This is a genomic window from Shewanella sp. Isolate8 (assembly GCF_022398495.1).
Taxonomy (GTDB): domain Bacteria; phylum Pseudomonadota; class Gammaproteobacteria; order Enterobacterales; family Shewanellaceae; genus Shewanella; species Shewanella aquimarina.
In genome coordinates, this window is record NZ_JAKEVI010000001.1 from 1,355,042 (window position 1) to 1,375,181 (window position 20,140).

General features: G+C 52.6%; 14 protein-coding genes. 7 read left to right on the forward strand and 7 right to left on the reverse strand.

Annotation, left to right across the window (positions count from 1 at the left end):
• Positions 1–137: 137 nt before the first annotated feature.
• The gene (locus L1D43_RS06010) at positions 138–1,628 is read left to right on the forward strand and encodes a sensor domain-containing diguanylate cyclase (protein ID WP_239850316.1); all 1,491 of its coding nucleotides are present in this window, start codon (positions 138–140) and stop codon (positions 1,626–1,628) included.
• Between the two features lie 23 nt (positions 1,629–1,651).
• Here the strand turns inward: L1D43_RS06010 and L1D43_RS06015 are convergent, their stop codons facing one another.
• From L1D43_RS06015 to L1D43_RS06025, 3 genes are read right to left on the reverse strand one after another with little or no spacing between them, the layout of a single operon-like run.
• Positions 1,652–2,464, reverse strand: a complete 813-nt coding sequence (locus L1D43_RS06015; RefSeq protein WP_239850317.1) for a ribonuclease H family protein — start codon at positions 2,462–2,464, stop codon at positions 1,652–1,654.
• A 19-nt stretch (positions 2,465–2,483) separates the two neighbouring features.
• Positions 2,484–3,059 (reverse strand): DUF1415 domain-containing protein, encoded by a 576-nt coding sequence (locus L1D43_RS06020; RefSeq protein ID WP_345773696.1) that lies wholly within the window; start codon positions 3,057–3,059, stop codon positions 2,484–2,486.
• Between the two features lie 32 nt (positions 3,060–3,091).
• Positions 3,092–3,688 carry a LysE family translocator gene (locus L1D43_RS06025; protein ID WP_239850318.1) on the reverse strand — a complete coding sequence of 199 codons (597 nt, stop codon included), beginning with the start codon at positions 3,686–3,688 and terminating at the stop codon, positions 3,092–3,094.
• A gap of 360 nt (positions 3,689–4,048) precedes the next feature.
• Here L1D43_RS06025 and L1D43_RS06030 point away from each other — a divergent pair, with 360 nt between their 5' ends.
• Positions 4,049–6,955 carry a M9 family metallopeptidase gene (locus L1D43_RS06030; protein WP_239850319.1) on the forward strand — a complete coding sequence of 969 codons (2,907 nt, stop codon included), beginning with the start codon at positions 4,049–4,051 and terminating at the stop codon, positions 6,953–6,955.
• A gap of 276 nt (positions 6,956–7,231) precedes the next feature.
• Positions 7,232–7,837: a DUF4136 domain-containing protein gene (locus L1D43_RS06035; RefSeq protein WP_239850320.1), complete on the forward strand. Its 606-nt coding sequence runs from the start codon at positions 7,232–7,234 to the stop codon at positions 7,835–7,837.
• Positions 7,838–7,927: 90 nt separating this feature from the next.
• On the opposite strand, the gene L1D43_RS06040 is transcribed toward L1D43_RS06035, so the two are convergent.
• Both L1D43_RS06040 and L1D43_RS06045 read right to left on the reverse strand, forming a co-directional pair.
• Positions 7,928–10,060 (reverse strand): TonB-dependent receptor, encoded by a 2,133-nt coding sequence (locus L1D43_RS06040; protein WP_239850321.1) that lies wholly within the window; start codon positions 10,058–10,060, stop codon positions 7,928–7,930.
• Positions 10,061–10,497: 437 nt separating this feature from the next.
• Complete coding sequence (locus L1D43_RS06045; RefSeq protein WP_239850322.1) at positions 10,498–11,319, reverse strand: DUF2797 domain-containing protein; 822 nt, start codon at positions 11,317–11,319, stop codon at positions 10,498–10,500.
• Positions 11,320–12,507: 1,188 nt separating this feature from the next.
• Between L1D43_RS06045 and L1D43_RS06055 the strand changes: the two genes are divergently transcribed.
• From L1D43_RS06055 to L1D43_RS06070, 4 genes are all read left to right on the forward strand, one after another.
• A complete protein-coding gene (locus tag L1D43_RS06055; RefSeq protein ID WP_239850323.1) occupies positions 12,508–13,299 on the forward strand; it encodes a hypothetical protein in 792 nt (263 codons plus the stop codon).
• A gap of 108 nt (positions 13,300–13,407) precedes the next feature.
• Positions 13,408–14,001 carry a hypothetical protein gene (locus L1D43_RS06060; protein ID WP_239850324.1) on the forward strand — a complete coding sequence of 198 codons (594 nt, stop codon included), beginning with the start codon at positions 13,408–13,410 and terminating at the stop codon, positions 13,999–14,001.
• 112 nt (positions 14,002–14,113) lie between these two features.
• Positions 14,114–14,581 (forward strand): GNAT family N-acetyltransferase, encoded by a 468-nt coding sequence (locus L1D43_RS06065; RefSeq protein WP_239850325.1) that lies wholly within the window; start codon positions 14,114–14,116, stop codon positions 14,579–14,581.
• 151 nt (positions 14,582–14,732) lie between these two features.
• Positions 14,733–15,110: a hypothetical protein gene (locus L1D43_RS06070; RefSeq protein ID WP_239850326.1), complete on the forward strand. Its 378-nt coding sequence runs from the start codon at positions 14,733–14,735 to the stop codon at positions 15,108–15,110.
• Positions 15,111–15,532: 422 nt separating this feature from the next.
• On the opposite strand, the gene L1D43_RS06075 is transcribed toward L1D43_RS06070, so the two are convergent.
• Together L1D43_RS06075 and L1D43_RS06080 are read right to left on the reverse strand one after the other, a co-directional pair.
• A complete protein-coding gene (locus L1D43_RS06075) occupies positions 15,533–18,436 on the reverse strand; it encodes a TonB-dependent receptor (RefSeq protein WP_239850327.1) in 2,904 nt (967 codons plus the stop codon).
• A gap of 697 nt (positions 18,437–19,133) precedes the next feature.
• Positions 19,134–20,138, reverse strand: a complete 1,005-nt coding sequence (locus tag L1D43_RS06080; protein WP_239850328.1) for a LacI family DNA-binding transcriptional regulator — start codon at positions 20,136–20,138, stop codon at positions 19,134–19,136.
• Positions 20,139–20,140 lie beyond the last annotated feature (2 nt).

Sequence of the window (20,140 nt, forward strand, 5' to 3'; positions counted from 1 at the left end):
GGTATAGACTATACTTTTCATTCGTGAGCAGTGAGTGGTTCGGGCCTGACGTCGAGCTTGGGTGGGGCTGAGTGTACCCAGGCTCGTTAGGGATGAGCGTGTCAGCGCGGGTTGCTTGGCAAAAGGATGAAGAGTGAATGCGTCACCCATTTAAGCCGTTCAAAATCTTTAGTCTGGCCATCTTGTATGTCGTCTTTCTTGTGGCGGCCTTCTATATTCTGATGGCCAGCATCAATCAGTCTCAGCAGGATTGGAAACGCCATACCTATGAGGCCCTGGAAAAGACCGCCTATTTCAATGACGCCATGGTGGTCTTGGGTTATGGCGGCTTTATTCATGACTTTAAGAATGCGGTGATTCGCCGGGACTTAAGTTACCTGAGAAGGGCCGAAACCGAGATTGAAGTTGGGTTAGACTCGCTGCAAAAGTACCTGCAACACTCGCCTGAGCATGAGGCCGAGGTAAGAGCCATACAGTCTGTGGTGAGCCAGTACCGTAACAACCTGCCGCGTCTGAGGCATATGCTGGAGGAAAAGCAGTCTGCGGAGGCGATCGACGCCGTGGTCAGGGTCGACGATGCCCCGGCAATAGCGGCGATAGAGACCATACTTGCCAGCCATGCCCAGCGCCCGAATCAGCTTTTTGCCCATGCCGACAGCGCCCACCAGAGGGTGAATCAGATGCTGCTGGTGATCCTCTGCGCCTTAGTGTTGGTGAGCATCCTGGTGTTTAGTTTTATTCGTTATGTCAACAAACGACTGGCGATCAAGCTTAAGGATCTCGAGGTGATCTTTAGCTGCGCGCCTAACGCCATCTTTTCGGTCGATGAGCACGGCACCATCATCTCCGCCAATCGCGAGACCATGCGCCTATTTGGCTTCTCTAAGCGGGCGCTGAACAGAATTAATGTGGACGATCTGGTGCCCAGCGGCACTAAGGAGAAGCATAAGAAGCTGCGCCTGGAGTTTCAAAAGTCCGACAGGGTACAGCCCATGTCTCAGCGCAACACCATCTTCTACGGCAAGAAGCTCAATGGCGACGTGTTTCCCGCCAGCATCTCCATCGCCACCTATGGGGTGGGGGATGAGAAGCACAGCATTGTAGTGATCAAAGATCTCAGCGACGAGATGCAATATAAGTCCCAGGCCAATACCGACCCCCTCACTAAGGTCGCCAATCGGCGTGCCATCAACCGCCAGCTGTCGGCGGCCGTCAGTCGCAGCAATCGTCAGCAGACCCCGCTCGCCGTGTGTATCTTCGATATCGATCACTTCAAATCGGTCAATGATAAACATGGTCACCTGGTGGGTGACGATGTGTTGCAGCGAGTGGCCAAGATCTTCAGCGATGCCGTGCGTAAGACGGACTTTGTCGGCCGCTGGGGGGGCGAGGAGTTTGTGATCATCCTGGAAGACACAGACAGAGACGGCGCCTTGCACTTTGCCGATAAGCTCAGAGAAGAGGTGAAGCGCCGCAGCCTAGAGAGCGACTTCCCCGTCGCCATTACCTTAAGCGCCGGAGTGTCTGTCTATTGCCGCGACGATAACAAGGAGTGCCTGTTCAATCACGCCGATCAGGCACTCTACCGCGCCAAGGAGAGCGGCCGCGATTGTGTGGTCGTGATTTAAAACGACCACTAAGAGCAAGGTGTCTACCCGGCGCGCAGTGCTAGCAGCGCCGGGATATCCAGCGGCTCCTGGTAGCGACAGAATTGGGCTTGCTTGGTTTCCAGGGTGTAGATAGACATGCGATCGGCCAGCTCATTCCCCTCGATCCCCACATGGGCCGCCACATGACTGAGTTTCAGCTTCGCCTTTAAGCTATCGTAAAGTGCGTGGGCCTCCTGGATCACGCTTAAGTTGGCGATCTCCCCCGTCTTACGACGCCAGCCATTGGCCTTCCAGCCATAGGCCCACACTGAGATACACTTGATGGCATATTGGGAGTCGCTGTGAATATGAACGCTCTGTCCCTGCTGCAGATAATGCTTGGCCATCAACAGCGCCTGATGCAGGGCGTTGAGTTCGGCGGTGTTGTTGGTGCCCATGGGGTGATAGAGTCCATACCAGAGTTCGGCCAACTCGCCTTGGCGATAGAGTGCCAGACCAGAACCGGCCTCACCGGGATTGGGCTCACAGCCGCCGTCGGTATAGATATCGATATCGCTGTCGGGATGCTCGCTCGTGCTTTGCTGACTGCTCGCGCCCGATTTTGGCTTACTTGCTGTTGTATTGGCTGTTGTATTGGCTGTTGAATTGGCTGTTGAGCTGGCCTTGTAGGAGGCAGATCTTGCACTGCCGGCCTTACTCTGTCCGCCCTTAAAGGCGGCCTCGGCCTCGGCCTGTGTCTTAAAGGATTTGTAGCGCGCGCCCGCAAAGCCGTCGACCAAGGCCTTGGTCTGGGGCCAACTGGTGAATATGCCTGTCTCGCGTCCCGCCCACACCACATAATATTTGCTTGCCATCGGATGCTCTTCCCTTGAATTAATCGGCCTGTTTACAGCTTTGCAGCAGCTTGACGAAGAAGGCCTCGCCCTTACGTTCGGCGAAGGCGATGTTGCGCTCGGGGATCGACTCGGGGTCGTCATAGTCGGCTAGCGCACGCTCCATACTGGCCTCACGTATGATATGCAAGGTGGGATAGGGCGCGCGGTTGGTGTAGTTGGCGGCGCTGGATGACTCTTCGCCCTCGAAGCAGTAGTCGGGGTGGAAGCTGGCCAGCTGGAATACCCCCTCGAATCCCTGATCGATCAGCAGGGCATCGGCGATATCTACGAGATCCAGATACTGATAAAACCCCTCGAAGCCACGCGGCAGAATAAACAGTGTGGTTTCGGTTTGCGGATGCTCCTCGAGGTAGTGGCATTCGTCGACCAGCTCGTTTAACACGGCCTCCAGCTGATGCTGCTCGGCCACCTTGTAGCGTATGCTGTTGCGCTCCACTTCTCGGCGGGCGAAGGGGCAAATATTGTATTTCATGATCACCTTCTCGACCCAATTCTGGGTGGCTAAGGCGACGCCTCTATCTTCGGCGTTGTGATTGCACTCTGTCGCTGCCACGGCTGCTCCGTATGATCTGGTTTTTCTGTGTGTTATTGAGGAGCGATCATAGGGATGATAGAGGCCACAAGCAAGAGCGCCATGGTGATGTTAAAGGCTTTTTGCTGGCGTTGATGCTTAAGTAGTCGCTTGAGCGCTACCCCAAACCCTAGCCATACCAAGGCGCAGGGTAGGGCGACACTCAGGAAGACGCTGGCGATGGTGATCACCTGGGGGGTGAGCGGCTTGTCCATCACCGTATAGGTGGCGATGGCGCCGACGGCCATGATCCAGCCCTTAGGGTTGACCCATTGAAAGGCTGCGGCCTGCAGAAAAGAGAGCGGTTTTGCCGTCTGTTTCCCCTCCATACGACTGCTGCTGTTGGCGATCAGCCACGCCAGATAAAGCAGATAAGCGATGCCGACATACTTGATGACCAGGTGCAGCAGGGGATAGGTCTGAAACACGGCGCTCAGCCCCAGGCCGATGGCCAGCACCATACAGGGAAAGCCGATGCAGATCCCCGCCAGGTGGGGTAGGCTCAGGCGGATGCCAAAGTTTACCCCAGAGGTCATCAACATGATGTTGTTGGGGCCTGGGGTGATGCCAGAGGAGAAGGCAAATAGGGCGATGGCGAAAACCAGTTCCATTAACGGCGTGTCTCTCGGGTGATGAGTCGAATCGCTATGATCTCAGGCGGCGTCTCTGCTGACCAGCAAATTTTTTTTATTATCTAAATTTCGTTATAACTTACTGTAAAAATTGATTTTGTTAGATTATCTCCTATGTATTTTGCACTTTGCTAAAGTAAATCTCCTGTCGAGCACTTGCAATAATATATTGTATAAAATATAACAGTCTTGCCATAAATTGTTAACTCTAGGTTAACAAGGATGTGCTAATCGCTCGGCAGGACGCCTCGAAGAAGGTGAGTCGAGTCTCATCAACCTGAGTAATGTCAGGCCTTAATGGGCCTGTCGGTCTGGAGACCACCTACTATGACAACCACTATGACAATCAACAGATTAGCCCGCGGTGCGCATGCACGCCGCTTCACGCCCACGGCGCTCGCCCTGGCCTGTTCGCTGCTGGCCACACCCTGGGCGCTTCAAGCCCAAGACTCGCACACGGCAAAGGTCGCGCCGCCGACTCAAGCAGCTCCGCTTAAGGCGCAGCAGTCGCCAAGCAACCAAGGTAAGAATAGGACTCGCTCCATTCATGCCGCTGACAAGGCGGCGCCTCAGCCCGCTGGGGCACGGGATATTGTCGTCGGCGAGCAAGCGCCCTCGGTACTTAAGAAAGCCAACTCTCAAAACGCCGATAAGATCAGCGAGCACGGAGTGGAGGGGAGTTTGGGGCTAATGGGTATGCAGGGCAGCCTGGGGCTAATGGGTATGCAGGGCAACTTGGGAGCCAAGGGGCCAGCGGCCGAGGCCGATCCCTGTAACGGTTACAGTCAGTTCGATAACCTAAGCGGCCAGGCGCTGTATGATTTTGTGCGTCAGGCGGAGTTTTCCTGCATCTCCGAACTCTATTCCCGCAACGATGCCACCGCGGTCAAGGTCTATCAGGCGGACAATGTGGTGGCCGTGGCGAACTTGGCCAAGGCAGACGCGGCAAGCTACGACAGCAGTACGGGCGGTGAATTTCTTAACCTGTTCTATTTTTTGCGCGGCGCCTTCTACATAGAGTATTACAACGACAACCTTAACTATGGCGACAGTCGTGCCAGCAATGCCATGCGCGAACTGTTGCTGGAATATGCCAAGAACCCGGCCTTTAACAGCCTGAGCGACATGCAGGGCAACACGCTGCAGGAGTATTTTATCGCCTGGGACAGCTCCTATAACTATTATGATTCGGCGGCGGTGATCACCGACTACCTCAATCGGTTCAGCGAGCAGCACCTGGCCTCCTGGTATCACAGGACGGCACTGACCAAGGCGCTGACCACCCTCTATCGTGGCAGCTGGAACGAGACCTATACCAAGGCCGCCATGGAGTTTGACGACTTGCGTCAGGCGCTGCTTAAGGTGGCGACCTCAGACTATATCATCAACTCAAGCTATGCCTTCGAGTCGACCGATGCCTTCCACGAGTTTGGCCGATTCTATGAGTATCAGTCATACTGGCAGCTTCCCGAAAGCCTTAAAACCAGCCTTAACACGGGTGTGCAGCAATATATGGCTAAGTTCACCCGTCTGTCGAAGCAGTGGGCCGATGGCGCCGGCTATCTGGATGACTACAACCCGGGTCAGTGTGACAGCTTCGGGATCTGTGGCTGGCAGGATGAGCTAGAGAGCAGTGTACTGGCTATTCACTACAGTTGCTCGGATACCATCAAGATCCGCGCCCAGCAGCTGACCGACCCTGAGCTGCAAGCCTCTTGCGATCTCATGGGTGAGGAAGAGGGCTTGTTTCATCAGATCCTAGCGACCGGTGGGGTGCCGGTGGCCGATGACTATAACGAAGACCTTCAGGTCAACATCTTCGACAGCTATGACGACTATGATGCCTATGCGGGGATCATCTTCGGCATCAATACCGATAACGGCGGCATGTATCTGGAGGGGACACCGTCGGATCCCAACAATCAGGCCCGTTTCATCGCCCATGAGGCGACCTGGACAGACGACATTTTGGTATGGAACCTGAGACACGAATATGTGCACTATTTAGATGGTCGCTTCAACCTCTATGGCGCGTTTAACTACTTCGATATCGATACCGGCAAGTCAGTTTGGTGGGCCGAGGGGCTGGCCGAATATATCTCTCATCAGAATCGCTACGATGAGGCGATTGACATAGGCCGTAGCCAGGCCTTTAGCCTGAGTGAGATCCTGGCCAACACCTATGACAGCGGCACCGACAGAGTCTATCGTTGGGGTTACCTGGCCGTGCGCTTCCTGTTTGAGCAGCACAGAAGCGATGTCGATGCGCTGCTGGTGCATGCCCGCGCCGGTGATACCGCCGGCTGGCTCAGCTATATCGATAACACCATAGGCACAAACTATGACGCCCAGTGGAACAGCTGGCTGCTGACGGTGACCAGCAACGATACGCCGCTCGAAGGGGGCGTGGTGCCGCCGGTCGACAGCGATGGCGATGGCGTCATAGACAGTGAAGATGCCTTCCCGAACGATCCGACCGAGTGGGCCGATGAAAATGGCAATGGTGTAGGCGACAATGCCGATGCGGCCAATGGCGGCGGAGAGGTGAGCCATTGCGGCGCGGCGACCATCAGCGACGGTAACCTCACTCAGGAGCAGGCCGAGTGTGTGGCGGGCACTGGGGTGAATTACTACTACACCTATGTTGAGCAGGACAATACCCAGCTCTACATCAGCACCACGGGTGGCGAGGGGGATCTGGATATCTACTTTAACCGGCAGACCTGGGCGAGCCCGAGCGACTATGAGGTGAAGTCACAAAACAGCGGCAACGAGGAGCTGATCAGTGTGGTGGCCAATCGTGGCTGGGTGTATCTCTCCACAGTAGCAGTCACCCCGTTCGACGGCGTTAGCCTCAAGATAAGCAAGAGTGCAGGCGGTGCGCCGGACAACGGTTCGACCCAGGTAGCCGATGCCTGCCTAAGTCAAAGCCCATACAGCTATGGTGGGGTAGAGTTTGGCGAGGCGGTGTGTGTGGCCGACGGGCATTCGAGTTATTACTTCTATGTGCCGGCCAATACCTCGGCTATCGAGATCGACACGGCCCATGGTAGCGGCGATCTGAATCTCTATGCTAATGCCACCACATGGGCAAGCCCGACGGCCTATCAGGTTAAGTCGGAAAATGTCGGCAACGATGAGCATATTCGTGTCGAATTACCCGCCGAAGGTTGGTTCTATGTCAGTGCCGATGGCGCGCCTTCTAGCAGCGGAGCCAGCCTAGTGGTGACCATAGAGGCCAACTAATCCTCTGGGGAGATTTAAAGCCAAAACGTCGGCCGAGTGCCGGCGTTTTTTTATCTGTTGCTTTTCGCCATTTTCAGTCTGTTTATTGCCCGCCGACTATTTTCTAGGGAGCGTTTAGGGAGTGTCCAGTGAGCGCCCAAGGAGCGTTAGAGAGATGATTGTTAACACTTTGTCAGCTTAGGTTCATGATCTTTGGCCTATACTTTGCCATGCCGATTAACGCTGCCGCTAATCGAACATTCACCAAGGACTGCCCACTAAGGACGAGGAGCCGAAATGAAATCTATCTTGCTGAATCTGAGCCTGAGTCTGATGCTGATAACGGGGATGACCGCCTGCAGCGTGAGTCAGGAGGAGCCACTGCAACTGCTCATGGCACCCGAGGATCGTCTGACCATGGTGGCCAGTGGCGACTTGAGTTTTATCGCGAGTCATCATCAGGCCTTTGCCCTGCATCCCGATGTCGAGCTGCTCAATGTGGGGGGAGAGGTGGAGCCAGATCAGCTTAAATCGCGCATGCGCAGCGCCATCAATGCCGTGATGCAGGCCAAGGGGTATCGGCAGGTGGCCGACGACGAGTCGCCTAATCTCTTGATCGGCTATGGTGTGGCTCTCGGCGAGACCATGAGCGACGGTGAGATCTTACAAAAAGCAGGTCTGGTGCCGGGGGTCTCGGAGCAAGGCGTGGATATGGGCCGCTTCGAGAAGGGCTCTGTACTGCTGCTGGTGTTCGACCCCAGGCAGGCATCGCCAAGCTGGCGGGTATTAGCCCAAGGTTTTACGCCATTAAATTCAGACAATACCTTGGCTAGCGAAGAGGCCGATGAAAGGCTTGCCCGGGTGATCAATAAGATGCTGGGTGCGCTGCCTCGGCAGCCTTGATCTCGCCTGAAGTGAAAGCTTGATAAGGCTGTAGGGTTAGCTAGTTAGAAAAAAGCGCCGCTCAAACACTGGGCGGCGCTTTTGTATCGGTTAGAAACGTGTCTTCACGCCAAGGTTGATGGTGGTGCCAAGGCCCTTGGTGTTGTAGCCCGAATAGGTAAAGGCCTGAGAGCGCGCCGAATAGTAATCTTCATTTAACAGGTTCTCGACCCCTAGGCTGAACTGCCAGTTGTTGATCTGATAGCTGCTGCTGAGGTTGACCAGATGGTAGTTGCTTATCGGTCCCTGAGCGCCAACGTACTGGCCGTCGACCGGGTCGAATCGCTTGCGATCGCCCACATACAGGTAGTTGATGGCGATGCTGGCATCGTCAATCGGCTGCCAGTTGATAGAGGCGGTAAACTTAGGCGCCGAGATCACCTGGCCGTCCAAGTAGGTATCTTTCTCTGTGTCCTTACCTTCGACCCAGCTGTAGCTCATATCTGTGCTCAGGTTATCCAGCCACTGGTAGGCCAGCTGCGCCTCATAGCCCCAGATCTTCTGTGGTGCGCGCACCGGCATGTAAACCCCGGTCGCGGCGTCATAGGCGTTGCTGGTGCCAAGCTCTGAGGTGCTGCGATAAGCCGCCAGTTCATAGCTGAGCTTGTCGTAATGGCCCGAGAAGCCCACCTCATAGTTATCGACGATAGAGGCCTCGGTCTGGATAAGCGAGATATCGTTTACCGTGGCGGTACGCAGCAGGCGGCCAAGATCTGAGATATCCGCGCCCTGAGAGAAGCTGACAAACGGGCTGAAGGCATCGTCTAGCTGGTAGCGCAGGCCCAGGTTATAGGTGGTCGAGGTAAAGTCTAACTCGCCGCCCTTAACATCGAAGGGCACGGAACAGGTTTCTGCGGTGCGGCACACCTTGAGGGTCTTGTAGTCATCGACATTGATGTCGACCCTGTCGTGACGCACGCCCGCCTTGAGGATCCAGTCATCAAACAGGGTCAACTTGGTTTGCAGGTAGCCCGCCAGGTTGCTCATGTCCATCTCGGGTACCCAGATGCGGCCATCGTGAAGTGGCTGTGAGCTGACGTCGTTCAGGGCATCGATACCATAGATGAAGCTGGCAGAGACATTGTCCCAGTCGGCGTAGCTGTTGAGATTGATTCGCAGGCCGCGCTTCTCAGAGCGAATTAGCGATTGGCCGCCATCGTAGCCTTCGCTGGGGTTGGCCAGCGCGGCAGAGTAGAAGAACATGTTTTCTATCTTCTGATAGTAGGCGTCGAGGGTGAGTTGCGTCTGGTTAAAGATCTCCTGATCTGTGTATTTCAGCATCAGGTTATGGTTGCCTCGCGGTCCCTGTGGCACGCCGGGTTTAGGCTGGTTGGTCTTGATGGCGTAAGTTTTCACGCCGCTGTTGACGCTGCCGGTGACGTCCATGAGTTCGGCGTTTTGCTGCGCCTCATAGTAGTTGTAGGTCAGCTGAACCTGTTTCTCGCTGTCAAACTCATAGGCCAGCTTGGTAAACAGGTTTTGCGACTTGGTTTCCGACAGGCCGTAGATCAGGCCTATGATGTCGCCCTCGGCGTCATATTCGAGCCCGGTTTCCTCCTCGGAGGCGCTAACCACGTAGCTGAACTTATCTAGGGTACCATCCACGCTTGCGTGGTAGCGATAACCTGCGCTGTCTTCAAACTTCACCGCGCTGAATTTACTGGAGGCGCCCAGCTCAACGCTGGCCTTGGCATCGCTGCTGGGGGTCTTGGTGATGTAGTTGATGATCCCGCCCGAGGCGCCGTTGCCATAGATGGAGGTTGCACCCTTGATCACCTCGATACGCTCAATCGCGCTGGGATCGATGGAGCGAATGCCCAGGCTGCCGTTTCTCAGCGGGGTAGACTGAGGTACGCCGTCGATCATCACCAGGGCCTTACGGCCACGGAGTGTCTGGCCTGCATTACTTGAGGTGCCTGTGCTGGGCGCCATGCCTGGTACGCGAAACGCCAGCATGTTTTGTAGCTCGGAGGTGATCAACATATCCTTGGCCAGGGTCTTGTTGTCGATCAGGGTCACCGAAGAGGGCACCTCTTCGATGCTCTCGGCACTGCGGCTCCCCGTGACTATGATACGTTCTATGCTGTCATCGGCGGCGACCGCCTGCTGGCTCATCAGCCCGAGGCAGAAGAGGCTGGTATAGAGGGCCAAAGGTGATTTTTTTAAAGCAAGGTGAGCGGGCATCAAATTATCCTTGGTTTATGTAGGAAAAAAGGTTGAACAATAATTTGATGCGAATGATATAGATTATCATTTGTGTTTGCTCAAGATTTACATATGTTACATTTTTGTGGCGAACTGATTAGGCCTTTAGCCTTGGCACCGCTTGTAAAAGTAAGCGTGATTGGCGATGGGGGGAATCATTACTCGAAGTAACACAGCCGCGCTGTTTTCCTCTGATTTGGCACACAATGCTGTCTAAGAATGCGCCTAAGCATTTGTAGAAGAGGGGGGAGTAGCATTTACATCAGCACTTGTATAAGCCTTTACACTCTAACTTGTATTAAAAAAACGCCTGCACACTTTCGTATGCAGGCGCTTGCTGCTTTTTATTTGAGAGAGGCTCATTCTAGCCGAGATTTATTCTAGTCGAGCTTTATCTAGTAAAACTGTCACCCGACTCACTCGGCTTCGAAGCTGACCTCGTAGGCGGTGAACTTACGCAGGTTAATCACGCCGGTATCGAAGATCAGGTACTGACCCTTGATCCCCATAAGCTTGCCGCTCACCACAGGCTCCTTGTCGAAGTTGTGGGAGGCTATCTTGGTGGGGAACTCGCTCACAGGATAGTCGATGGCGACTATCTCTTCATTCAGGCGTTCGATGGCATACTCGCCGTGGGTCATCATCAGGCTATGCAGATGTTGCTCGATCTGCGGCAGCAGCTCCTCGGCGTGCTCCTTGAGCGGTAAGGGGGCGGCATTGCCCTTTAACATGGCGCGCCAGTTAGTCTTGTCGGCAATCATCTTGGCCAGCTCGACTTCGATCAGGCCAGAGAGTTGACGGCTGGAGACCTTGAGGATGGGCAGGCCCTGGGTGGCGCCCTGATCTATCCAGCGGGTCGGCAGCTGGGTATGGCGGGTGATCCCCACCTTGAGTCCCGAGGTATTTGACAGATAGACATAGTGGGGCACGAAACAGTTGGCCTCGCCCCACTCGGGCTCGCGGCAGGTCCCCTCGGCAAAATGGCAGGTTTCGGGCTTCATGATGCACATATCGCAGCTCGCCAGCTTCTTCATACAGACGAAGCAGTGACCCTGGGAGTAACTCTTCTTGGTCTTCTTGCCGCAATTACAGCAGAAAATATTACCGGTATGGACCAGTTTGATATTGCTACCGATAAAGGGGTTGAGTTCGACTTCATTGTCGCCCACAAGCAGCTGATAATTGGCCAGGCCCTGCTCATCGAGCCCGGTGCGCATTTTCTTCAAAGTTCCTTGCATTGCACTCTCAATTGCGTTGGAGTCATTCGCCGAGGCGCCGACTCTTCGTTAATTTGTGATGAGTGTAACAGTTAACGGGGGGAAGATAAAAAGGGAGGGGCTTAACTGAATGCCGGTTAATCAAGGTTGTTGTCAGATGGAGTTTCATTGTAAGGGCCTGGCCGGCCGTCGCCCTGTATGGAAATATCAATGGCGTGATTACTTGGTCTGTGATGCTGCCTACATCACACTGACATTTTTGATGTTCTTATGGGTCAGATGTGATGGAGCGACCGTATGTGCACTCGGTATCTAACGTCTCTTCGATTTGGCGGTATTGGTATGTTTAAGGTGTGAAAGCTAACTGATTTTTGCCCCAAAGTGTGCAGCCCTTAGAATGAAGGTTTGGCATTTCTACAGTTTGCTTGGTTGGCACTTGGCGACATGCTCATCTATTAAGCGAGTTGAAGGTCGTACCTTCATCGCCATCTAACGCCTGCCTGGCGGGGGTTGTGCAGATATGCCTGTGAGACGCCGTGAATAAGTCCTTTTAGGCTCTGCCGAAACATCCCTGTTTCGGAAGCTCACCGGCGTATCTACACTCGGTATTTAACGTCTCTTCGATTTGGCGGTATTGGATGTTTAAGGTGTGTAAGGAATTGTTCAACGGCTGCTTCGCGCAGTTGGGCTGGATGTCTTTTCTGGTGAAAATAGATAAACTTCCTGACCCAATACAGGTAAGCCTTTTCGGTTTTTAAGCTATATCGGCTAGTTCTCAACACATTACGGATGGATTCAATGAAAGGTGACTTACTCATCTGAGACACTCAAAATTAATAGCTGTGTATTTATACAGTTATAATAGGAGATCGTGAAAAAGGCAAAATTCTGCTTCCTACTATGTAAATTGAACACTCTCGTTTTTTTCTGATGCAAAAGTATAATTGTTTGATTTTTAGGCTTTTATTGCATTGGCGAATCAGTTTAATAGGAAGCACTGTCAGGGGCGCTAAATCAGGTCTCGCATTATTCAACGTTGATCAGATAAACCTTGCCAAAAGGAGTGAATTATTGGTATAAAATTCAGTCAATTAAGGTTGGCTGATGGGGAGGCATATTAGATGTTTTTGATTTACATATCCGGCACTCCCCCTAATAAGCGTTAGAAGAGCCCAAGAATAAAGTTATTCGCACAATTAAAGGATCAGTATGTCATCTGAGTTGAAGAAGCTCGCGAAGAGGAATAAAGCTTTAAAGCATCTAGAAGAAATTTCTAGCAAGGAAGAGCACGTTTTAATCATTCACTACTCATGCGAGAGCTTTTACGATCGCCCAGAAGGCCAAACGCCTCGGGTTACTTCTATTGCCGTAAGAAATTATGCTAGTGGACAAACTTCTTCATTCTCTATCCATAAAGTCGCAGAGCTTAAAGGCGTGGCATTTGGTGATATTGATGCTGAGTATGATCGACTTGAAAAAGAAATGCTTAAAGAGTTCTATCAATTCATGTCCCAGCACAAGACATATGATTGGGTTCACTGGAATATGCGTGATATAAATTATGGTTTTCCGGCCTTAGAGCATAGGTTTAAGGTGCTTAAAGGAAAGCCTGAGGAACTCGACGAAAGCCGAAAATTTGACTTAGCAAGGGCATTGGTCGCTATATTTGGTAACAAATATATTGGGCATCCTCGCTTAGTTAAGTTAATGGAAAAGAATCACATAACCGCCCGAGATCTACTTGATGGGCCTGGCGAAGCAGAAGCATTTGAAACTAAAGAATTTGTAAAGCTCCATCAGTCAACGCTCAGAAAGGTAGATGTTCTAGCCAACATACTTGGCAGGCTTATAGATGGAAGCATAAAAACCAATGCTTCGTGGCGAGACCGGCATGGTGTTCATCCGAAAATAGTCCTTGAATTCATAGCAAAGCATTGGGTGTTTGCATTAGTTACAGGTCTTGTCGGGGTTTCATCGGCGGTTTATGGTTTCTTCTTCTAACAAGGCGCTGTTGTCGGACTGGTTTTCCGCTGCGCTCCAAACCAGCCGCAAAGCGCGGCGTTATGTGTAGCGCCTTTACATATAATTTCGTCAGTCAAAAGGATTGAAATGCTTTACTTAATATTCACGATTCTTCTTTGTTTTCTTGGTCTCTTTACGTTTGTACCTAAATTTAAAAGTGTTATTGAGCGTCATAGTGTAGGTATTAATTTTTTTCTCACTCTTGTTGCGACATTAGTTGGTGTTCTATTAGCCATATCTATTACAAATTACGAAGCGAAACAAAAAGAAAAACAAGATGTAATTAAACTCTTAATGTCATCGATATCTTCAGTAGAGACGTGTTATGAATATAGTGAAGAATTAATAGAGTATTTTAACAAGTTGCCAAAAGAAGATGAGTTGAGGACTGGGTTTTATTCAAAGAATCCACCACCGTACCCAGAATATTTAGACACTTTCTTAATGCAAAATATAGTTAGCAAAAATTTATCGGGGGCGACGTTAAGTGATCTAAACGAATACTTAATCAACCTTAAAAGAAGTCGTACATTTAATGCGCCTTTATATCTCAAGATTTTAGAGCAAACAGTAAAACTCTTAGAGTTAGAGGTAGCGTATCAAAAAGGTCACATAAATGAAGCTCAATTGGATTTAGAGTTAAGTGCAATAGATAACACTTTGCCGACCACAGGCACATAACAAGGCCATTATGGTAGGGACGCAAAACGCTTGGCTTGCGCTCCTTCGTCGCCAATTTTAGCCAAGCATTTGTACGCCCATTAGTAAGGCGTTTGACGCTTTAAGGGATTAAATGGGATTTTGTCTTCTTGCGGATGATCCACCCGCTGCCGATACGGTTGCTCAGTGGTATTACGACCAGTGGTGTCGTGCGTCTGGCCGTCACTCCTTCCAGTTTGTTCGTGAGAATGTCTCATCTGCTACCTGTCGTCTTGGTGCGCCTATGATAGTGCTCGCCAAGCAAAAAGGTGAACTGGTGGGGGCGGCAGAGTTGAAAATCCGCGAAATGGAGATGTTTCCTGAGTATGAGTTCTGGCTCGGTGGTGTCTACGTCCGCGAGCAGTCTCGTGGTCAGGGAGTAGCATCGGCGCTCGTGAAAGAAGTACTTAGGCAAGCGCGCAGGGTGGGTATCGCTATGCTGTACCTGCAAACCGAAGACTTGTCTGGCGGCTTATATGCCCAATTCGGCTTTAGGCATCTGGAGCAGGTTGACTCAAAAGGTGTACTTGTCACTGTCATGGTGGCAGAGACAGGTGTATAACAGTGGGGGTACTAGTCCGTTGCGGCGTTAGTTAGTCGCAGTGCTTGTTGAAAAGGCCTGACACCTGCATTTTGTTAGTATGGATTTTCGGCCATCGAACAAAATACACAGTCATAAGTTCGCCTATGTTGCTGGCCTAATGGTGGGGGTAATGATGAAAATAAAGTTTACATTTTTGTGTGTTTTTCTGTTTCCTTTGTCTGCTATTGGCGCTGCTGACTCAGAAATCGAGCAGTTAGAAAATCGGGTCCATGAGCTAAAAATAAAAGCAGAGCGTGCCCAGGCTGAGTATTTAAATGCTAAATCTGAACTTGAGAGGCTGCAAAAATCAAAGGCAACGAACAAGAAGACTGATTATGAAAAGTCAGATACGCCGCCCACCTCTGTTTTCAACAACAAGCGTATGTGGAATCCGGAAAAAATATTGTGGGGTAATAAATTTTTCATATGCGGCAATTATTTAGCCGATGGGCGTTGTGAATACGTCGTTGAAATGAAAAATGTGAGAATAACCCTAGATAAAGACTGATGAGAAAAGTGATGGGCACAGCCAACTCGTCAAGGCGTCAATTGTACTAGTGCCTTGCGTTCAAGAGTAACACTTAGATAGTGTCATTTCTCCTGTGAAAATGCCAGATAATATTTTATATCAATAGGTTAGGTTGGTTTGGTGCTGTAAAAATGGTGCGAAGGAATGCTGATTTTCCCTGAAGGTAACAAGCATTTTTCCGTTAATTGCCGCTATTTTGGTGTGCAGACTCTGCATCGCTTCCCGCTTCCCGCTTCCCGCTTCCCGCTGAGACTTTTTGCTTTTCTTTAAACAAAAAAAGGCCGCGGTGGGGACCGCGGCAAAAGACCTTATCCTTGTCTATGACCTAAAGGGTTTACATCGTTGTGTGTTGTTTTGGAGCCTACCTTGACGTGTAGGGTAGGCTCAGTTGTTGTATGAGCTTAGAAGCTGTAACGTGCGCCAATGGCGTAACGGGCAGCGTTTTGCTGAGCCAGCAGCATCTGCTCCTCGTAGCGGCCGTAGACACGTTTTTCCTGCTCAAGCACGTTGATGCCTTCGGCGAAGATGGACAGATTGTCGGTGAGCTGGTAGCTCACGCTGATGTCCAGCTGACCATAGGCCTCGGTGAACTGAGGGGCTGGTCCACCGGCTTCTGCCTGACCCATGCCCGACAGGAAGGTGTCGCGCCAGTTGTAGGCCATACGAGCCTGCAGGCCGTAGTTCTCATAAAAAACTGAGAAGTTGGCTGAATCTGACAGGCCGGGCAGGGCAAACTGCTCGTCGACACGCTCAACATCGTACTCGGTATCGCCATCCACCAGGGTGTAGTTGGCGGCAAAACCAAAGCCGGTATCCCAGAACCAGTGCTGCCACGCAAACTCGAAGCCGTTGATATTGAGATCTTCGACGTTGTTAGGCTTGCTGATGTTCCACTCGGCCACAGGGTCACCACCCGCCTGAGGAACACGGCCCTCGGCATTGCCATAACCGTTGTCGATAAGCCACTGGAACACGGCTTCATCGCTTGGGGTCTCATTGTTGGCAATCAGCTCGGCGCGGGCTTGCTCGGCGGCGGCACCTAGGTATGGGTCGCGTAGGTGGTCATACTCCACCGTGTCTATGGTGTTCATCAGGAAGTTTTCTACTTCCTTGTTGAAGTAACCCACCGACACATAGCTGGCACTGTCGTAGTAGTATTCCACTGACAGATCAATGTTTTGCGAGCTAAATGGCTTCAGGGCAGGGTTACCGGCAAAACCTGTGCGTGAGCCTACCTTAGGAATCGGCGTCAGTGCCGTCGTGGCGCGCATCGACCCTAGGGTTGGACGGCTGATGGTGCGGCTATAACTAAAGCGTGCAATCACGTCCTCGACCACTTCCAGGTTGATATCCAGGTTTGGCAGGAACTCCTTGTAGTCATGGGTTTCATGGCTGTAGCTGAAGTCATCGGCATAGACGGTTTGCCACTCGGTAGGGTTGAGCCACACCAGCTGCTGGGCTTCCTGCTGCATAGAGCTTGCGGTCACATCGGTTTGCTCGTAGCGCAGGCCGGCCACGATACTCAGCGGCATGCTGTTGAACTCACTCTCGATGTTGACCTGAATATAGGCGGCAGTGGTGTCTTCTTTGATCAGGTGATCATCTTGCCAAGGCGCCGATACATACTCGACGTCGTAAAGTGCCTCGGCCTTTTCCATGGCGGCCTGCTGATCATAGGTGTAGTAGTAAGGGATCAGCATGTCGCTGCCACCACCCGAGAAGTCAGACAGGAAGTCAGACCCAAGGCCAACGTAGCTAACGTCGTCTTTCCACAGCCCCATGTTGCCGTACCAGCCTGCGCTGATAGGGCCGGTGTAAGAGCCTTGTGCACGGGTTTCCATCGAGGTGAACGAGAGTCCGAAATCGATAGAGGAGAGGGCGTCGTTGTTCTCGTTTATCCAGCGGCCGTCAAACTGATACTGGTTAATGTCGGTTTCGTTGCGACCGGCGCGTACCCCGGCAAATAGCGAGGCGTAGTGCTCGGGGAGCAGGTGTGGCTCGCCGTTTGGATTGAGCGTGCCATAGTTAGCATCAAGCAGCGGGATCTCAGTGCCGGTTGCATCATAGGTCTTGTCGGCGATGTTAAGCGCACCCAGGATGAAGAACTTGTTATCGGCGCTATTGCCCAGGGTACCCTCGGCGGTGGCGCTTGAATCGTGGGCATCGAATCTCAGTTCAAGGTTATCGCTCGCCTGCCACTTGAGGTTAAAGCCCAGCGACTTATTGATGTTGTCCGAGGCATTTTGTTGCATGGTGCTCGAGTAGTCGCCGCCCACTTCGGTCACATAGTCGAAGGTGCCATGCTCGTTGATATGGGCGTTAGTGGCGTTACCCGGGCCTGAGAACCACAAGCCCCAGGTATCGGCATTAGAGACATCCGACAGCTTGGAGTAGGTGTAGTCCAGGGTCATCTCCAGGTCGTCGTTAGGCGCATATTGAAACACCGCCTGGGCGTTGGTGCGTTCGCGCTCTGTGTCCTGGCTGGCAAAGCCTATGTTACGGGCGTAGAAGGTGTTGCCATATGGGTTTTGGTTTTCGTTAACTACCACGGCATTAGGGTTGAGCTCGCCATCGATATTCTGGCGCCAGCCGTCTATGGTGGCGCGCTTGGTGTTGCTGTCACGCTTCTGGTATGAGGCGGATACACCAAAACCCAGTGAATCGTCCATGAAGGTGTTGCTGAAGATCCCTGAGATCTCTGGGGTGACCGAGCTGCCATCTTCTACGCTGCTGTCGTTGTGGGCTTTAACCCCCACAGTGGCGACCAGGTCGCGGGTGTCGAAGGGGCGGGCAGTACGGATGTTGATGGTAGAGCCTATGCCACCCGAGCTGATATCGGCCTTGCCTGTCTTGTATACCTCGACGCCGCTGATCGCGTCGGAGGCCAGGTTGGCAAACTCAAATGAGCGGGTAGACTCGCCGGCCACCTGGGCGGTCGGCATGGTGCGGTTGTTGAGCAGCACCAGGTTAAAATCGGGGCCAAAGCCACGTACCGTCACCTTGCTGCCTTCGCCGTTGACACGGTCGATAGACACGCCAGAGATACGTTGCAGCGATTCGGCTAGGTTAGTATCGGGGAATTTACCGATATCTTCGGCAGAGATCGCATCGACCACCCCGGCAGACTGACGTTTGAGGTCCATGGCCTTAGCCTGTGAACCGCGCACGCCGGTGACTTGGATAACTTCGATATCGCCATCGACCACAGGGGCCTCTTCGGCAACGGCGGGTAGGGCAGACAGCAGACCCAGCACCAGTGAGATCTTGGTGGCTAGCTTTGTTCTTTTAAATTCTAATTGTCGCATCAGGTTCCTCTCCCAGAGACCCTTGGCTGCCAAGGGACGCTATTGATGTAAAGCTTACCGCTTTGCATACAACTTTTCCTGCAATCGCAAAATGTAAGCGCTTACATAAATTAAGACCTGGATACTTTTATGTCAACCGCTGGTCGTAAAAATGTTGTCAAAATGTTGAATCGTGATAACGAGCGTTATGCCAGGAGTCTTGTGTAACCAATTGAATGTTAATTGGATAATTGAATTTCCTTCTGCCGGGTTAATGCTAAATATTTTTTTGAAAGCGCTTACATTTATGGTGGCGACTTTTGCCAAAAACGGGTCAGCGGGGAAGTGGAGCTAGGCCAAATTGGTTATCGAGAGGCTTAGTCGTGGCGGATTCGGCTGGGGATAGGCTCAGCTGGGGACTGGCTCGGCTGCGGACAGACTCCGCTGTGTATAGGCCCAGCTGCCTACAGACACTGGCGCAGACAGGTTTGGCTTTAAACGTGAGCGGCTTAGCTTTAATCGAGGGCGGCTTAGACGGACTGAGGTGCGGTCAGCTGTACAGGACAGGCTAGCTGCGGGGCAGCTAGCACTATTGAGAATAGATCTTTCTGGGCGAGCGCCGTGCAGGCTAGCCCTGTGCCTGCTAGTCCAGTACCTGTTAGCTCAGTATCAGTTAGCCCAGTATCAGTTAACTCAGTACCTGTTAGCCCAGTGCCAGTTAGCTCTGGGGCCGCTGCACCGACTCACGCACCACCAGTTGGGGTTCGAATTTGTGGTTGAATTCGATATCGCTCTGGCCGTACACCTCTTTGAGTACCCAGTTAGCGGCCATGTGCCCCATATCCTGGATAGGGTTAGACACAGTGGTTAGCTTAGGCGAAATGTAGCGCGGGAAGGGGATATCATCGAAGCCGACGAAGGAGATCTCCTCTGGCACCCGTAGGCCCCGCTCGAGACATAGGGCGATGGCGCCTGAGGCCATCTGATCGTTGGCGCACACCACGGCACTAAACGGCTCACCGCTATCGAGCAGCGTCGCCATGCCTTCGTAGCCACCCTCTTCACGAAAGTCGCCCTCGAAGAATAGTGCCTCATCGAAGGCCAGGCCGTGCTCGGCCAGCGCCTGCTTGTGGCCCTGCAGACGTTCTCTGGCATCGAGCTTAAACAGGGGACCCGAGATATAGGCAATGCGGCTGTGACCAAACTCCAGCACATGCCTGCTGGCGAGTAGGCCGCCCTTGAGGTTATCCAAGTGCACGCAGCGATCCGCTATCCCCTCAACGTGACGGTTGATCAGTACCACCGGAGTCTTGCCCTGGCACAGCTCTCTCAGGTAGTCGTTGGTAACAATTTCGGCATCCACAATCAGCGCATCGCAGCCGCGGGAGAGTAGAAACTCCACCGCCTCTTTCTCCTGGGCGGCATCGCTGTGACCGGCGGCGATGATCACGTGCTTATTGGCCGAGCGCAGTACAGATTCGATCTCCCGCATCAGGGGGCCGTAGAAGGGACCATCGAGCTGGGAGACCAGGACGCCTACGCTGTTGGAGCGATTAGAGGCCAGCGACTGCGCTATGGTGTTGGGCCGATAGTCCAGTTGCGTCATGGCATCGTGGACCTTTTGGCGGGTCTTGTCGCTGACTTTGCCGGTATTATTCACCACCCGGGAGACGGTCGCTAGGGACACGCCTGCCAGTAGTGATACGTCATAAATTGTGGCCATAA

What these genes read in the sequence shown, in the direction of transcription:
- L1D43_RS06010 (WP_239850316.1), top strand. Translation starts at nt 138, where the DNA reads ATGCGTCACCCATTTAAGCCGTTCAAAATCTTTAGTCTGGCCATCTTG.
- L1D43_RS06015 (WP_239850317.1), bottom strand. Translation starts at nt 2,464, where the DNA reads ATGGCAAGCAAATATTATGTGGTGTGGGCGGGACGCGAGACAGGCATA.
- L1D43_RS06025 (WP_239850318.1), bottom strand. Translation starts at nt 3,688, where the DNA reads ATGGAACTGGTTTTCGCCATCGCCCTATTTGCCTTCTCCTCTGGCATC.
- L1D43_RS06030 (WP_239850319.1), top strand. Translation starts at nt 4,049, where the DNA reads ATGACAATCAACAGATTAGCCCGCGGTGCGCATGCACGCCGCTTCACG.
- L1D43_RS06035 (WP_239850320.1), top strand. Translation starts at nt 7,232, where the DNA reads ATGAAATCTATCTTGCTGAATCTGAGCCTGAGTCTGATGCTGATAACG.
- L1D43_RS06040 (WP_239850321.1), bottom strand. Translation starts at nt 10,060, where the DNA reads ATGCCCGCTCACCTTGCTTTAAAAAAATCACCTTTGGCCCTCTATACC.
- L1D43_RS06045 (WP_239850322.1), bottom strand. Translation starts at nt 11,319, where the DNA reads ATGCAAGGAACTTTGAAGAAAATGCGCACCGGGCTCGATGAGCAGGGC.
- L1D43_RS06055 (WP_239850323.1), top strand. Translation starts at nt 12,508, where the DNA reads ATGTCATCTGAGTTGAAGAAGCTCGCGAAGAGGAATAAAGCTTTAAAG.
- L1D43_RS06060 (WP_239850324.1), top strand. Translation starts at nt 13,408, where the DNA reads ATGCTTTACTTAATATTCACGATTCTTCTTTGTTTTCTTGGTCTCTTT.
- L1D43_RS06065 (WP_239850325.1), top strand. Translation starts at nt 14,114, where the DNA reads ATGGGATTTTGTCTTCTTGCGGATGATCCACCCGCTGCCGATACGGTT.
- L1D43_RS06070 (WP_239850326.1), top strand. Translation starts at nt 14,733, where the DNA reads ATGATGAAAATAAAGTTTACATTTTTGTGTGTTTTTCTGTTTCCTTTG.
- L1D43_RS06075 (WP_239850327.1), bottom strand. Translation starts at nt 18,436, where the DNA reads ATGCGACAATTAGAATTTAAAAGAACAAAGCTAGCCACCAAGATCTCA.
- L1D43_RS06080 (WP_239850328.1), bottom strand. Translation starts at nt 20,138, where the DNA reads ATGGCCACAATTTATGACGTATCACTACTGGCAGGCGTGTCCCTAGCG.